The organism is Corynebacterium argentoratense DSM 44202 (assembly GCF_000590555.1).
Taxonomy (GTDB): domain Bacteria; phylum Actinomycetota; class Actinomycetes; order Mycobacteriales; family Mycobacteriaceae; genus Corynebacterium; species Corynebacterium argentoratense.
This window is the reverse complement of sequence record NC_022198.1, coordinates 437,691-451,840: the sequence shown is the minus strand read 5'-3', so window position 1 is coordinate 451,840 and position 14,150 is coordinate 437,691. Positions and strand designations below refer to the sequence as shown.

The window sequence follows — 14,150 nt, the reverse complement described above, 5'->3', positions numbered from 1 at the left end:
GGCCAGCAACCCCACATGGAGCAAGAAACAACACGCCACACACAAAGCGACAAGTGCTGTTCCAGACACCCAACAATGCACCAACGCACCCTTTTCTYWAAGCAGTGTGAAACACCAAACAATTTCTTTCCATGCCTTACCGTCTGCTGCAACCCCACCACCACTTGGTGAGGGTGTGCATCCACCCAAAAACAATGCGTGTTCCACACAAAAAAYAATAAACTCCTTAGAAAGGAGGTGATCCAGCCGCACCTTCCGGTACGGCTACCTTGTTACGACTTAGTCCCAATCGCCGATCCCACCTTCGACAGCTCCCTCCACAAGGGTTAGGCCACTGGCTTCGGGTGTTACCAACTTTCGTGACTTGACGGGCGGTGTGTACAAGGCCCGGGAACGTATTCACCGCAGCGTTGCTGATCTGCGATTACTAGCGACTCCGACTTCATGGGGTCGAGTTGCAGACCCCAATCCGAACTGAGGCCGGCTTTCAGCGATTCGCTCACCCTCACAGGCTCGCAGCGCGTTGTACCGACCATTGTAGCATGTGTGAAGCCCTGGACATAAGGGGCATGATGATTTGACGTCATCCCCACCTTCCTCCGAGTTAACCCCGGCAGTCTCTCATGAGTCCCCACCAWAGTGTGCTGGCAACATAAGACAAGGGTTGCGCTCGTTGCGGGACTTAACCCAACATCTCACGACACGAGCTGACGACAACCATGCACCACCTGTATACAGACCACAAGGGAAACTACATCTCTGCAGCGATCCTGTATATGTCAAGCCCAGGTAAGGTTCTTCGCGTTGCATCGAATTAATCCACATGCTCCGCCGCTTGTGCGGGCCCCCGTCAATTCCTTTGAGTTTTAGCCTTGCGGCCGTACTCCCCAGGCGGGGCGCTTAATGCGTTAGCTACGGCACAGAAGACGTGGAAGTCCCCTACACCTAGCGCCCACCGTTTACGGCATGGACTACCAGGGTATCTAATCCTGTTCGCTCCCCATGCTTTCGCTCCTCAGCGTCAGTTACTGCCCAGAGACCTGCCTTCGCCATCGGTGTTCCTCCTGATATCTGCGCATTTCACCGCTACACCAGGAATTCCAGTCTCCCCTACAGCACTCAAGTTATGCCCGTATCGCCTGCACGCCCGGAGTTAAGCCCCGGAATTTCACAGACGACGCGACAAACCACCTACGAGCTCTTTACGCCCAGTAATTCCGGACAACGCTCGCACCCTACGTATTACCGCGGCTGCTGGCACGTAGTTAGCCGGTGCTTCTTATACAGGTACCGTCACAAAAGCTTCGTCCCTGTCGAAAGAGGTTTACAACCCGAAGGCCGTCATCCCTCACGCGGCGTCGCTGCATCAGGCTTCCGCCCATTGTGCAATATTCCCCACTGCTGCCTCCCGTAGGAGTCTGGGCCGTGTCTCAGTCCCAATGTGGCCGTACACCCTCTCAGGCCGGCTACCCGTCGACGCCTTGGTAGGCCATTACCCCACCAACAAGCTGATAGGCCGCGAGCTCATCCCCAACCGAAAAAACTTTCCACCATCACACACTAAAGGATGGTCCTATCCAGTATTAGACCCAGTTTCCCAGGCTTATCCCGAAGTTGAGGGCAGATCACTCACGTGTTACTCACCCGTTCGCCACTCGAGTACCCAAGCAAGCTTAGGCCTTTCCGTTCGACTTGCATGTGTTAAGCACGCCGCCAGCGTTCGTCCTGAGCCAGGATCAAACTCTCCATAAAAAATCAGCCCAAAAGCATCAAAAAAATGACAGAGCCAAAACCTAGCAACCAGTAAAAACTGGCAAAAAACACGATCATGGCGCATCCGACGAGGAAAAACCACCACAACCAAAACAGTTCATATTTACACAGCCAACCACACAAACACACACGTGCAAGCGCAAGCTGCTGGTACACACAAACAACAAACACCACAACACAACCACCACACAGTGACAGAAAAATGCCATGGCGCATGAAAAAAACACTTAAAAAAAGTACATTGGCACACTATTGAGTTCTCAAACAACACCACCACAACCACCAAACCGCACAAAACCGTGCAACCAGCTGCCGTAGCGACCCCGATAAATTTACACACCCCACACCAAACACACAAATCAGCAGTTCAAAGGATGTTTTTCGACATACATGCGGGCCAACATTAAAGCTTCACTTCACCCCTTTCCGACCTGTGCACGCGGGGCGGACCATCATGCAGGTGATTAAGCCCGCAAATAGCCCTTCACCAAGGCGTTAAGTTCCTCTCGCCAGGTATCCACAGAACCAAACGAGTCATGGAGAACACCATAAGAGAAAGAAAAAGACTGAGCGATATTCATCAGCACGGTTGCGATGACCCGAGGATCACCGGAACGCATCGCGACACTGCCGCCCTCATCAACCGCCTGAACATGACCGATAATCAGAGCAAGATACTGCTGCAAAATTCGCTGAGAATGCCCCAGACGGTCAAACACATAACTATTAAGCAAATCCGAGTCGTTACGCACAATAGAGCGCATCAAATCACTTGTACGGACTGCATCCGTACACTCCGTCAAATACGAAGCGACCTCATCAACATTGCGCGGCAAACTATCCACCAACATCAAAACGTTAACGACCTCATGCGTCAACAATGTCGTCGTCACATCTCGCACATTGGAATAACGCGAATACAACGTCGGCCTACTAACCCCCGCCAGCTTCGCAATAGACGTCATGCGGGTCTTACTAAGCCCATTTTCAATCACTAACTCCCGCGCAGCATTCAAAATAGACAAAGAGACGGGATCAGTATTGAGCTCAATAACCCCCTTCAACTGCGGGAAAACACCGATCGGAAAAGAAGACTCAAAGCCATCACGCTCAGCCGAAACCCACGTCGAAACCCCAGCCGACGCGACGTCATCACGGAAATCCATAGAGGAACGGTCCTCGGAACGTGAAGGCATATCTGATCAACTCCTGAGAAATCAGCCCTCCCAATCTAAGAAGGTGTCCCCAATGCTAACGACCTAAACAATCCAGAATGGAAACTAACACGTGCTTTCGGCCTATTCCGGGGGTGCCGCCTCCCAAGAGAACCCTAAATATTAGCTAAAAATTAGGTACACCCAATGCACAAACCACACCCAACTGCAGTAGAAATGGAAACCATGAGCACCGACAACACCAACGCACTCCAAATTCACACCCACCAAGCCGGCATCACAGCACTCGGCACCACCGACCATGCCTTCATCGAACTGAACCTGGTCGACAACAGTGCTGAAGCTGCACGCACAGCCGTCACAGCACTCGCTGATGCCATCAACCTTCCCACCACAGTCGGCGCAAACGTCGTCGTCGGCGTACGCCCCAGCCTCTGGGCACAAGTCGCCAACCCCAACGACGTCCCCGAAGGCGTACACGACTTCAACGCCCCCATCCGAGGCGAAGACGGCTACCAAATGCCCGCCACCCAAAAAGATGCCTGGATCTGGGTCGCATCCGCATCCCGCAGCCAAACCTTCAACGTCGCCCAACACATCACCAAACAACTCGCCGACAATTGGAAACTCAGCAGCGAAACCACCGGCTGGGTCTACGAATTCAACCGCGACCTCACCGGCTTCGAAGACGGCACCGAAAACCCGGGCGCACTCGAAGCCCCCGGTATCGTCGCAATCCCCAATGGTCAACCCGGCGCAGGATCCTCCGTACTCCTCTACCAACTGTGGAACCACCGCGCGAACAACTGGTACGGCCTCAGCACCGAAGATCAAGAAGACATCATCGGCCGCACCAAAGCCGACAGCGTAGAACTCGACGACGAAACCAAACCGGACTCCTCCCACGTCGCCCGCACCGTCGTCGAAGTAGATGGCGAAGAACTCGACGTCTACCGACGCAACTGCGCATACGGAGACGTACGACGCCATGGAACCGCATTTGTCGGATTCAGCTTCGACCAATGGCGCCTAGAAGAAATGCTCCGTCAAATGGCCGGAGTCAACGGGCCCCGCGACATGCTCACCCGCTTCACCGACGCCATCTCCGGGGCTTGGTACGTCTGTCCCTCCACCCAGGCACTGGCCAGCATGCTCCCCGAAGACGAGGAAGAAGACTAGCCACCACCTCCGATGCCCCCCGAACAGTTAGGCCATCAGGTTGCGCGGTGATATAAAAGCCTGGTGAATTCTTCCATCGCACCAAACACGGCCACCATCCAGGCCACAAGCAGTACAGCCGTCCACCCGGTCGATCAAATCCCACCGATGAAGCGGCTTGTCCCCCTAGCGTTTCAACACGTGCTCGCCATGTACGCAGGGGCAGTCGCCGTCCCGCTCGTCCTCGGCGGCGCAATGATTCAGGCAGGTCAGATGAAACCATCTGACCTGCCTTATTTGATTACGGCAGACCTCCTCGTCGCAGGCATCGCAACCTTCCTCCAGTGCGTCGGCTTCCTCTGTCTCGGCGCCCGCCTGCCCATCGTCCAAGGCTGCACCTTTACCGCCGTGCCTCCGATGATCATCATCGGCACCAACTACGGCCCCGCAGCGATCTACGGCTCTGTCCTCGCCTGTGGCCTATTCATGTTCCTCATGGCACCCATATTCGCCCGCATCCTATGGATGTTCCCACCACTAGTCACAGGATCATTCATCACCTGCGTCGGCCTCTCCCTCATCCCCGTGGCCGCCACCAACATCGCCGGTGGTCACGCCGAAGACGCCGGCAGCATCACCAACGTCAGCCTCGGCATCTTCACCCTCATCGTTGTCCTACTTGTCGAACGCTTCGCCCACGTCGCCATCGCCCGCGCATCCGTCCTCATCGGCCTCGCAGTTGGTACCATCGCCGCCGCATTCTTCGGCAAAGTCGACCTCTCCGGAGTATCCGACGAACGATGGATCGGCGTAGCCACCCCGTTCCACTTCGGAACCCCCGAATTCCCTATCTCCGCAGTCATCGCACTCATCCTCGTCGGCCTCGTCACACTCGTCGAAGCCACCGGTGACTTCCTCGCCGCCGGCGAAATCGTCGGCAAGAACGCCACCCCTCGACAAATCGCCGACGGCCTACGCGCCGACGGACTCTCCACCATGCTCGGCGGCGTATTCAACACATTCCCCTATACCGCATTCGCCCAGAACATCGGCCTGCTAGCCATGAGCCGCGTGCGCTCACGCTACGTCGTCGCCGGAGCCGGCGTCATCCTCATCGTTCTCGGCCTCATCCCCAAACTCGGCGCCATCATCGCCGCCATCCCCACCCCCGTGCTTGGCGGCGCAACCGGCGCACTATTCGGAATGATCGCGGCGTCAGGAATTAGAACACTGACCAAAGTGCACATGAACGAAAAGTCTGTGCTGATCATCGCAGTCTCCCTGACCATGGGCCTGCTGCCCGTCATGGACAACAGCTTGTTCTCGCAATTCCCCACATGGTTCGGCACCGTGTTCAACTCCGGCATCACCACCGCGGCATTCACCGCCATCACCCTCAACCTGCTGTTCTTCGGAACCAAACGCGTTCCCGAAAACGGCGGCACCGCCGAAGAAACCCCCACCACGGACGCCAACATCTACAAAACCGGCACCGACACCTCAATCAGCGCACAAGAACACTAACCACCATTACCCCCTGCACGATCCCCCACCGGACAGCCGAAAAGGTCATAGAGCAGGGAAAATAAGCCGCACGGACCCATCACACCGTGCGGCTTATGTTATTCCCATTACATCGTTTGCACTCTTCTGCACTGAAACATTAGAAAAATTTATCCATCTAAAGAATTACGAAACTACCGATCCGAACAGCCCATGGAACCCACCGATACGCTCCGCACACTCAGCAACAAAGCACTTAACACGTTGAGCAACCGCCGCACACACCTCGTCCCCATCGAACGCAGGCTACCGGACCCACAGATGCTCAAAGACTTCCTCCAGCTTGACCTGCCCCTGGGCGACCCGCGCACCCGACGACTCGAGCACGCAGCCTACATCTAGGACCTCCGCGCAATAGCCAAACGCCGCACCCCCAAAGGCCCCTTCGACTACGTCGACGGCGGCGCTGAACGCGAAATCTCCATAGCGCGCTCCCGCGAAGTATTCGACAACCTCGCCTTCCGACCCGGAGTCCTCCGCGACGTCGAAAACGTCAACCTCAGCACCACCCTCTGCGGCACAGAATCCGCCATGCCACTAGCCATCGCGCCTACCAGATTCACCCGCATGATGCACACCGAAGGTGAATGCGCCGGCGCCATCGCGGCACAACACGCAGGCATCCCCTTTAGCCTATCCACCATGGCGACCACCTCCATCGAGGAGGTCGCCGCCGCTGCCCCGAACGGCCGCCGCTGGTTTCAGCTCTACCTGTGGAAAACAAGCGCGACAAAGCACACGAATTAGTCAGACGTGCCCAGGACAGTGGCTACGACACCCTCATGGTCACGGTCGACACCGCCGTCGCCGGCTCACGCCACCGCGACATGCGCAACGGCATGACCTTTCCGCCCAAACTAACCTGGAAAAGCTTCGCCGACGCCTCCTACAAATTCGAATGGTGGAGCAACTTCCTCACCACCGAACCCCTCGCTGTCACCAACTTTGGAGAAGGAAGCCAATCATTCCAGGAAATCGGCACCATGTTCGACCCCACCCTCAACTTCGCCGACCTCGCCACCTACATCACACACTGGAACACAGTAAGACGCCAAGTAAAGCTCAAGGGCCTGACCCCGGCACAATACCGGGACCAGGCCCTACAGGAAGCCGCATAACGGCTACCATTGAACGCGTCCAAGTTTCGGGGCGCAGTTCACAATAACCCCCTGGGCAAACTCCACGACCTGGGCGGGGATACCCTCCTTGGCCAGGAGCACCTCACTCATCTCCACGACCTGCTGGTGATGGGGGATCATCATCTGGGCAAACATGATGTCCGCGTCGTTGTAATCGGCGGAGATCTCCCCATCGCCTCAGTCGTCGCCATGGTGGTCTCGATCGTCTCAGCGGTAGTCGTCGCAGTGCTGGTGGCCCAGGTGGTGGCGTCGGTGTTGCCTGACCCGGTGGCCTTACCGCAGGCGGCCAGCGCCAGGGTGGAGCCTTTCAGGGTCATATGGGGGCAGTGGAGAGAAGTGGTGGATCAGTGGACTGCGGTGGATGGCGGAGTAGGCGTGGTGTGTTCCTCCTTCGGACTGGTGGGAGCCAGGCGGGCCGGGTCCAGATCAATCCGGCGCAGCAGCTGAGCGTTAAGCGCCACCACGATGGTCGAGGCAGACATCAAGATCGCGCCCACGGCCGGGGACAGCACGAACCCGATCGAGGCGAGCACGCCGGCGGCCAGCGGCACGGCGAGGATGTTGTAGCCAGAGGCCCAGATGAGGTTCTGGATCATCTTGCGGTAGCTGGCCTGCGAGAGCTCAATCATCGACAGCACTGCACGCGGGTCATCACTGGCCAGGACCACTCCGGCGGATTCCATGGCCACATCCGTGCCGGCCCCGATGGCGATACCGACCTCGGCGCGGGTCAGAGCGGGGGCGTCGTTGACACCGTCGCCGACCATGGCCACGCTCAGGCCACGCTCCTGTAACTGGGTGACCTTGGTGTCCTTGTCCTGGGGCAGGACCTCGGCGAAGACCTCATCAATCCCCAGGTCCTGGCCAACCGCATGGGCCACCTGCTGCGCGTCACCGGTGATCATCGCGACCTTTACCCCGCGGTCCTGCAGGGCTTTCACAGCGGCGCGGGATTCGGGGCGGATCTTGTCCTCGACGGCCACCGCACCGATAATCTGACCGTCGCGGACAATATGGAGCACACCGGCCCCACGCCCGGTCCAGGCGCTGGTGGTGTCGGTGAGCTCGGCCGGGGTGGTGAGGTTGAACTCGCGCAGCATGTTCGGCCCGCCCACGAGGATCTCAGCGCCATCGACAGTGGCCCGGACCCCCCGGCCGGAGGCGGCGCTGAAACCAGTTGCACGGATTTGCCGACGGGAGGCCTCGGGATGGGCGGCCGCGGCCGCCACGATGGCGCGGGCCACGGGGTGCTCGCTGTCGGCCTCCGCGGCGGCGGCCAGGGCCAGCAGCTCGCCCTCGGTGACGCCGACAGCTGCCGCGACACCGGTGACCGCGTGCGCCCCCTCGGTCAGGGTGCCGGTTTTGTCGAAGAGCACCACGTCGATGGTGCGCATCCGCTCGAGCGCCATCCGGTCCTTGATAAGCACCCCGGATTTCGCGGCCCGCTCGCTGGAGATCGCAATGACCAGCGGAATCGCCAGGCCCAGGGCGTGCGGACAGGCGATGACCAGCACCGTGACCGTGCGCACCACGGCATCGTCCGGGCTGCCGATAATGGTCCACACCACCGCGGTGATCAGAGCGGAGATCAGCGCGAACCAGAACAACAACGCCGCCGCCCGATCCGCCAGGGCCTGGGCCCGGGAGGAGGACTCCTGGGCGTCGGCAACCATGCGTTGGATCCCGGCCAGGGCGGTGTCCCCGCCGGTAGCCTCCACCCGGATGCGGACGGTGTTGTCGGTGGCCACGGTACCGGCGACCACCTTGTCACCGGTGTCGCGGAAGACAGGACGGGATTCACCGGTGATCATCGCCTCATCGAATTCGGCGGCTCCCTCAACGATGGTTCCGTCGGCCGGCACCCGGGCACCGGCCCTCACCAGCACGACGTCGTCGACGACCAGCTCGGAGATGGCCACGGTGCGGGTGGTCCCGTCGATGACTTTCTCGGCCTCATCCGGCAGCAGGGCAGCCAGCGCGTCAAGCGCGGAGGACGCGGCCCCGAGAGCACGCATCTCCAGCCAGTGGCCCAGCAGCATGATGGTCACCAGCAGGGACAGCTCCCACCAGAAGTCCAGGTCAAAACCGCCCAGCCCCAGAGTGGTGACCCAGGAGGCGACAAACGCCACGGTGATGGCCATGGCGATCAGGAGCATCATCCCGGGTTGGCGGGATTTCAGTTCGTTCCATCCGCCCTTGAGGAAAGGCGTTCCGCCGTAGACGAAGATGATCGTGCCCAGCACCGGGGGGATCCAGGTGGATCCGGGGAATGCCGGGAGGTGGTAGCCGAGCAGGTGGGCGACCATGGGGCTGAAAATAACGACGGGAATGGACAGAATCAGCGACCACCAGAAGCGTTCCCGAAACATTGCGGTGCTGTGCCCGGCGTGTTCGCCGTGACCATGAACGTGGTGGTCATCGTCCAGGACGGAGTGCGGGTGGCCGTGGGGCATCGCGTGGCCGTGGGTGTCGGCATCTGCGTGGTGTTCGTGGCTGGCATGATCCGGGTGGTGGGTGTGGTCTGTTTCCTGAGCGGGGTGATCACCATGGTGATCGCCGGAATGGTGGGGAGTTCTCATGACGTTCCTTTCGCTCAACCCGGTCGGGGTCGAGATGATGGTTAAAATCGATCAGGATAAGACGGTGTAGCCGGTAGCCTCGATAGCCCGGCGAACCATCTCCGGAGGTACGTCACCGGTGACCGTGACGGTGGAAACACCACCAGCAGCGAGATCAACCTGGACGTCGTCGACCTGGGGGAGGGCCTGAAGGGCCTGGGTCACGCTTTTCGCGCAGTGCCCGCAGGTCAGGCCAGTGACCTGGTAGCTAGGGGAGGACCCTCCTGCTGACGAGTCGCTGGCGGCAGGGATGGAGACGGTGTCGGCACGTGAGGCAGGTCCGCAACAGCTGCAACCGTGGGAGGCCATCGGCAAGAGGCGGGGCGGGGAGGTGATCATGGGAAAGCTCCTACGGGTCGGTGGGATACGGTGATGCTACTCCCCAAATCTATACCCCCTAGGGGTACATTTTCATGAGGTGGAGGGCACGGCCCTCACGCGGGGCAGGGTGTGGTCACCGAGCAGCCTCCTCACTGTCGGGAGGGGACAGCGGGAGACGGAAAACCGGCACCAACGCTGACAGGCCGGGCTATCAGTTGATGCTCCGCGAGCTACCCAAGATCAAGCCTGCCTACGTCGCGGTGTGGAAGAACGACCGCCTTGCTCGCGACCGCGCCGAGCTGCTCCTCGTCAAGCAGGCGATCCGCTCCGTCGGAGCGCGTGTCCACTACATCGAAGGGATCTCCCCCACCTACTCGCCCGATTCTGTGCTTATGGAAGGGGTCGCAGATGCGTTCGCCGAGTACTACTCACTCCAGCTCTCAGCCAACATCCGACGAGGCCAGCGTATAACGCCGAGCGAGCACTCTCCAACGGCCACAAGATCTTCGGTTTCACTGTGGACCAGGACAAGCGCTACATCTCGGACCCGGAGACGGCTCCCATCGTCACGCAGATCTTCCACGATTACGCCTCGGGCGTGTCTATGCAGAAAATCTGTAACCAGCTGAACGCCCAGGGAATCCGTACAACGCGCGGATACAGGTTCACGCCGAAGAATCTCAACAAGATGCTCAAGAATCGCGCCTACATTGGTGAGTACGCCTATGGAGGGCACGTCCATGAGGACGGGATGCCTCGCCTCGTTGATGACCTCACGTTTAATGAAGTCCAACGCCGGTTCGCAATCAACAATCGTCGCGGGGCGAAAACCAAAGCAGAGCTCGCTGCTCAAGGCGAGAACGCACCCGACTACTGGCTCACAGGCAGGGCGTACTGCCTCACCTGTGGCGGGCCGATGGAGGGTGTCTCGGGCACCTCGAAGACCGGCACGACCTACAGGTACTACTACTGCCTCAATCAGCGCAAAAAGAAGTGCTCAGCCAAGACCGTTCGCAAGGATGAAATCGAGATACGGATTGAGGAGATCGTCGCCTCTTTCCGCGCAGACCCTGAGATGCTGGCCTCGCTCGCTGTTGATCTAGCCGATCATTACCAGCAGACCCACGGGCGTGGAGATGACATCCTCAAGGCATTGGAAGCTCGGCGCGCAGACGTGGAAAAGAAGCTCGCAAACTTCGTCAAGGCCATCTCCCAAGGCATCTTCAACGAGACCACCGCCGAAGCCATGCGCTCCCAGGAAGAGCAAAAGCATGAGCTTGACGCAGCGATCCAGGCCGAGCATGTGAAGGCCACGCTCTACGAGGACAAAGCCTCTATCGGCGCGTTCTACAAGCGCTTCGCCGAGGCCACCATTGACACACCCGAGACCCGCGACCAGCTCTTCGAGTACTTCGTAGACAAGGTATTCATCGGGCGCGAGCAGATCATCATCGCGTCCTATTTCCATGACAGTGCAGCGCCCATCGAGTTCGAGGACCTAGAAGAAGCGCTCACCAGCGGACACAGAGCGGGGGAAGTGCGAACCTACGCTCGAAAGCGAGTGTTCGACACTTTCCCCTCAGGTGGAGCTGCTGAGGGTTCAACCCCTACACGTTACGAACTGGTCTAATTCGTCCGACGGTTGAAAATTGGTCTCTACATGGTCTTCACGACCTGTAGAAATAAGGTAAACCGTACACTTAATAATAGACTGCGTTTAATGTTCGCAAGGGGGGAATCGAGAACGCCTCCAAGGAGAAAGGAAAGGGCGTTCTAGGCGGGGTGCCTGCCAGCAGCAAGGACTGGTGTGGGTGGGTGCTGTGTTGGCCGTGTTACACCATGAAGCACTGGCGCCACCAGGGTGGTGGCATGAGAAAACCCACCGGCTCGAGGTGAGCGGGTGGGCTAATAGGGCGGAGTTATCTGTGGGCGTTAGGCTGCCTCGATATTCGGCTTATTTGGGTCAATCAGCAGTGGCTCATCATCATAGAAGAAATCCCACCACGGCGTCGGGTATTTTACGGAGGGCCTAAAACGGCTAGGAATCCCGTCCATCTCGTAAGACATCAGACCCCAAGCGTACGGCGATTTTTCACACAGCCATTGATACAGCTGGTGTATATCGGTTATGAACCTTTCAACCGCACCTTCATACTGCTCGTCAGGAACTCCGAAGAACTGCTCAAGCCGACCTTGGATAGAAACTAGCTGGATGTCTCCCGTCCAAAACGGCTCACACATAACTTCAACATCAGTGTGTCCGTTGACAGAAGCGTAGGTTCGAAAGGGGAAAACGGTCCCATAGCGTCTGAAGTCCTGGAGTAAAGGGCAATGTAGCAACAAGTCGTAAAGGGCATCCTGCGGCAGATCTTCAATCCTGGCAGCGATCCGAAAATGCGATTCTTTAGTCATCCATCACTCCTTCCTTCGGTCCCTCGATCAGTAGATATTCAGTATACCGAAGGACGTCAGTATTTGCGCGCGCAGCAATTTGCGTGGCGTTCTCCCAGACAAGTTCCGGAGTTCCTTTATCAGCTCATAGTAGCCACTCGACGTCAGGTTCGGCGCATAAACAAAGCCAACTGCTGACTGCTGGGTCAGCTCTTGCACAAGGTTAGCAACTTTCCGCCCTCTGGCACTGGTCGTGAACTTCAGCTCGACTACTACAGCATCCACGATCAGATCCGGAGAAACCTCAGAGCCTATTTCCCTGGCCACTCGTTGTTTTTGCTCTGGTGACAGGTTGCTGCTCTCTGTCAGTACCTTGATCTCACGTGCACCTTGTCGAAACAGCTCAGCCACCAAGGGTTCCTCATAGGTTTTCCATTTATCGAAGGCCTGCTTGGTGATCTGTTTCTCCTTCTTGCGCTCAGCAAGGCGCTGCGAATAATCATCCAACGCCTCTAGCCCGCTCAAAACCTCATCCACGTAGCCCAGTTGCTCTAGCTGCTTGACGGTCGACTGCTCGAACCGGATGTTCTCCTCCGGCATAACATCGAGCCGGTAGCGAATAGCGTAATCACCACCCCAATGCTGAGTACCAGCTGGCCTCTCTTCGGGGATATCGATGTCCCACGGCGGTACAAATGCTCGTGGAATAAACCGAGCTGCTGCACGCTCCTCGTCGGTTGTCGCTGCGGCAATCGATTCTTCTGCTTCTTCAAGCTTTTCTTTTACCCAGTCGTCATACTCTCGCTTAGAGGTATCGTTTAGGCGTTTGATTTCCTTCTTTAAATCTTTGGATGCTGCTTCCCACAGCTCCTGTCGACGTTGCTCCCTATTCTCCTCACTAACCAAGCGCATGAAGTGCTTAATCTGGTCTTCCGTCTTTTCCTCACCATTACGACCGTCAACATAGGTGCCGGGTTGTTCCTTATTGCTCCGATCCCAGAGTTCCTTCAGTCGCTTGTATTCTTGCTCGCCTTCCCACGGCTTCCCCTTCACAACAAGCACGGCCTTGCAGTCGCAGTGCCGGTGATAGCGGCGACCATCCTTCGACTTCACTACTGTCTCTCGCTTGTACACCGGCCCACGAGATGCCAGCATCGCGCAGAACGCGCAGTTATCTTCGCCGACTAGCACCCGCGCCCAACCAAGGACCACTCCCCCATCCTGTCCTGCAAAGGAGTCGAAGTCTTCCTCGGTGACCTTGTACATGCGTCGGGTCTGCTCATTGGTCAAACCCGGCGCGGAATCGAAATCGGGTTGTGAGACGATCTTGCCTGTCTGTCTGTCTCTCACCATGTTGAGGTTGGCCGTGTCGTGCACTACCTGTCTACCGGCTGCTTTTGCATGGGTGACGGCCCCAGCGGTGATCTTGTCTACCACGGCTTTGCGTTGCTCTGGATTGCTGATGTCCACTGTGTGGATGCTCAGCTTCTCCAGGTAGGTCTTGGCTGCTTTGTCGTCGAGGTTCTCAATCTCCTCTGGCGTCCAGGCGTTGATGTGCTTGACGCCTAGTGCGTCGAGCAGCATGTCCACGGTGGCTTTCAGTCGGTACTTACGTGGGCGCGCTAACTGGATCGTGTAATTGGCTGCGATATCCGCGCTTAGGTTCTTTTCCATCTGTCGGATGTGGACCTCACGGGAGAACTTGCGGTTGTCGCTAATGACCCGGTGCAAGTCGACTGCTATCGGCCATAGAGAAGACACACCATCTAGTCCATGCTCATCGAGAATCGATTCCACGTGAGCGCGGATCCAGCGGGGCATGACCTCGTTTTCACGCTGCAGGCTGTACTTGTCCTCGGCCATGAGGTGCATCCTGTTCTAGCAACGCACCCTGCATGCCCCTATCCCAGGAACGCCGGTTGGTTGCTGATCGCGCGACAGCTCTAGGCCCCCCATCAGCCGCGACAAAATCACCGCTCTTGAAACCGGGAAGAAAAAATCTGTATCGCTAG

General features: G+C 58.1%; 14 protein-coding genes and 1 rRNA gene. 8 read left to right on the top strand and 7 right to left on the bottom strand.

The features are described from left to right. Positions 1 to 230: 230 nt before the first annotated feature. Positions 231 to 1,752, bottom strand: a 16S ribosomal RNA gene (locus CARG_RS02190). Positions 1,753 to 2,237: 485 nt separating this feature from the next. Then, positions 2,238 to 2,969 carry a TetR/AcrR family transcriptional regulator gene (locus tag CARG_RS02180; RefSeq protein ID WP_020975756.1) on the bottom strand — a complete coding sequence of 244 codons (732 nt, stop codon included), beginning with the start codon at positions 2,967 to 2,969 and terminating at the stop codon, positions 2,238 to 2,240. 204 nt (positions 2,970 to 3,173) lie between these two features. On the opposite strand from CARG_RS02180, the gene CARG_RS02175 reads away from it, so the two are divergent. The 5 genes from CARG_RS02175 (at position 3,174) to CARG_RS10005 (ending at position 6,787) form a co-directional block, all read left to right on the top strand. Further along, positions 3,174 to 4,127 (top strand): Dyp-type peroxidase, encoded by a 954-nt coding sequence (locus tag CARG_RS02175; protein ID WP_046204986.1) that lies wholly within the window; start codon positions 3,174 to 3,176, stop codon positions 4,125 to 4,127. Positions 4,128 to 4,190: 63 nt separating this feature from the next. Then, positions 4,191 to 5,630, top strand: coding sequence for a nucleobase:cation symporter-2 family protein (locus tag CARG_RS02170; RefSeq protein WP_020975754.1), 1,440 nt, complete (start codon positions 4,191 to 4,193; stop codon positions 5,628 to 5,630). 192 nt (positions 5,631 to 5,822) lie between these two features. Then, positions 5,823 to 6,011: a hypothetical protein gene (locus CARG_RS10015; protein ID WP_020975753.1), complete on the top strand. Its 189-nt coding sequence runs from the start codon at positions 5,823 to 5,825 to the stop codon at positions 6,009 to 6,011. A 12-nt stretch (positions 6,012 to 6,023) separates the two neighbouring features. Beyond that, entirely contained in the window at positions 6,024 to 6,416 is a 393-nt protein-coding gene (locus CARG_RS10010; RefSeq protein ID WP_144198649.1) for an alpha-hydroxy acid oxidase, read from the top strand. Continuing rightward, entirely contained in the window at positions 6,383 to 6,787 is a 405-nt protein-coding gene (locus tag CARG_RS10005) for an alpha-hydroxy-acid oxidizing protein (RefSeq protein WP_144198476.1), read from the top strand. The genes CARG_RS10010 and CARG_RS10005 overlap by 34 nt, the downstream gene beginning before the upstream one ends. A gap of 3 nt (positions 6,788 to 6,790) precedes the next feature. On the opposite strand, the gene CARG_RS10705 is transcribed toward CARG_RS10005, so the two are convergent. Together CARG_RS10705 and CARG_RS02155 are read right to left on the bottom strand one after the other, a co-directional pair. Next, positions 6,791 to 6,931, bottom strand: coding sequence for a DUF305 domain-containing protein (locus CARG_RS10705; RefSeq protein WP_236620153.1), 141 nt, complete (start codon positions 6,929 to 6,931; stop codon positions 6,791 to 6,793). Positions 6,932 to 7,152: 221 nt separating this feature from the next. Next, positions 7,153 to 9,177, bottom strand: a complete 2,025-nt coding sequence (locus CARG_RS02155; protein ID WP_236620152.1) for a copper-translocating P-type ATPase — start codon at positions 9,175 to 9,177, stop codon at positions 7,153 to 7,155. Positions 9,178 to 9,186: 9 nt separating this feature from the next. On the opposite strand from CARG_RS02155, the gene CARG_RS10420 reads away from it, so the two are divergent. Further along, entirely contained in the window at positions 9,187 to 9,432 is a 246-nt protein-coding gene (locus tag CARG_RS10420; protein ID WP_236620151.1) for a hypothetical protein, read from the top strand. A 6-nt stretch (positions 9,433 to 9,438) separates the two neighbouring features. Here the strand turns inward: CARG_RS10420 and CARG_RS02150 are convergent, their stop codons facing one another. Continuing rightward, positions 9,439 to 9,765, bottom strand: coding sequence for a heavy-metal-associated domain-containing protein (locus tag CARG_RS02150; RefSeq protein WP_020975748.1), 327 nt, complete (start codon positions 9,763 to 9,765; stop codon positions 9,439 to 9,441). A gap of 74 nt (positions 9,766 to 9,839) precedes the next feature. Between CARG_RS02150 and CARG_RS10700 the strand changes: the two genes are divergently transcribed. Together CARG_RS10700 and CARG_RS02145 are read left to right on the top strand one after the other, a co-directional pair. Then, positions 9,840 to 10,376 (top strand): recombinase family protein, encoded by a 537-nt coding sequence (locus CARG_RS10700; protein ID WP_201769262.1) that lies wholly within the window; start codon positions 9,840 to 9,842, stop codon positions 10,374 to 10,376. After that, positions 10,265 to 11,377 (top strand): recombinase family protein, encoded by a 1,113-nt coding sequence (locus tag CARG_RS02145; protein WP_020975746.1) that lies wholly within the window; start codon positions 10,265 to 10,267, stop codon positions 11,375 to 11,377. The genes CARG_RS10700 and CARG_RS02145 overlap by 112 nt, the downstream gene beginning before the upstream one ends. Before the next feature lie 302 nt (positions 11,378 to 11,679). Here CARG_RS02145 and CARG_RS02140 read toward each other — a convergent pair whose 3' ends face one another. Then, positions 11,680 to 12,159: a hypothetical protein gene (locus tag CARG_RS02140; RefSeq protein WP_020975745.1), complete on the bottom strand. Its 480-nt coding sequence runs from the start codon at positions 12,157 to 12,159 to the stop codon at positions 11,680 to 11,682. A gap of 27 nt (positions 12,160 to 12,186) precedes the next feature. Continuing rightward, positions 12,187 to 14,001 (bottom strand): VG15 protein, encoded by a 1,815-nt coding sequence (locus CARG_RS02135; RefSeq protein ID WP_020975744.1) that lies wholly within the window; start codon positions 13,999 to 14,001, stop codon positions 12,187 to 12,189. Positions 14,002 to 14,150: the final 149 nt, after the last annotated feature.

Excerpts from the sequence above, each read along its gene's own strand:
- CARG_RS02180 (WP_020975756.1), bottom strand. The coding sequence starts at position 2,969 with ATGCCTTCACGTTCCGAGGACCGTTCCTCTATGGATTTCCGTGATGAC.
- CARG_RS02175 (WP_046204986.1), top strand. The coding sequence starts at position 3,174 with ATGAGCACCGACAACACCAACGCACTCCAAATTCACACCCACCAAGCC.
- CARG_RS10015 (WP_020975753.1), top strand. The coding sequence starts at position 5,823 with ATGGAACCCACCGATACGCTCCGCACACTCAGCAACAAAGCACTTAAC.
- CARG_RS10705 (WP_236620153.1), bottom strand. The coding sequence starts at position 6,931 with ATGATGATCCCCCATCACCAGCAGGTCGTGGAGATGAGTGAGGTGCTC.
- CARG_RS02155 (WP_236620152.1), bottom strand. The coding sequence starts at position 9,177 with ATGTTTCGGGAACGCTTCTGGTGGTCGCTGATTCTGTCCATTCCCGTC.
- CARG_RS02150 (WP_020975748.1), bottom strand. The coding sequence starts at position 9,765 with ATGATCACCTCCCCGCCCCGCCTCTTGCCGATGGCCTCCCACGGTTGC.
- CARG_RS10700 (WP_201769262.1), top strand. The coding sequence starts at position 9,840 with ATGAGGTGGAGGGCACGGCCCTCACGCGGGGCAGGGTGTGGTCACCGA.
- CARG_RS02140 (WP_020975745.1), bottom strand. The coding sequence starts at position 12,159 with ATGACTAAAGAATCGCATTTTCGGATCGCTGCCAGGATTGAAGATCTG.
- CARG_RS02135 (WP_020975744.1), bottom strand. The coding sequence starts at position 14,001 with ATGGCCGAGGACAAGTACAGCCTGCAGCGTGAAAACGAGGTCATGCCC.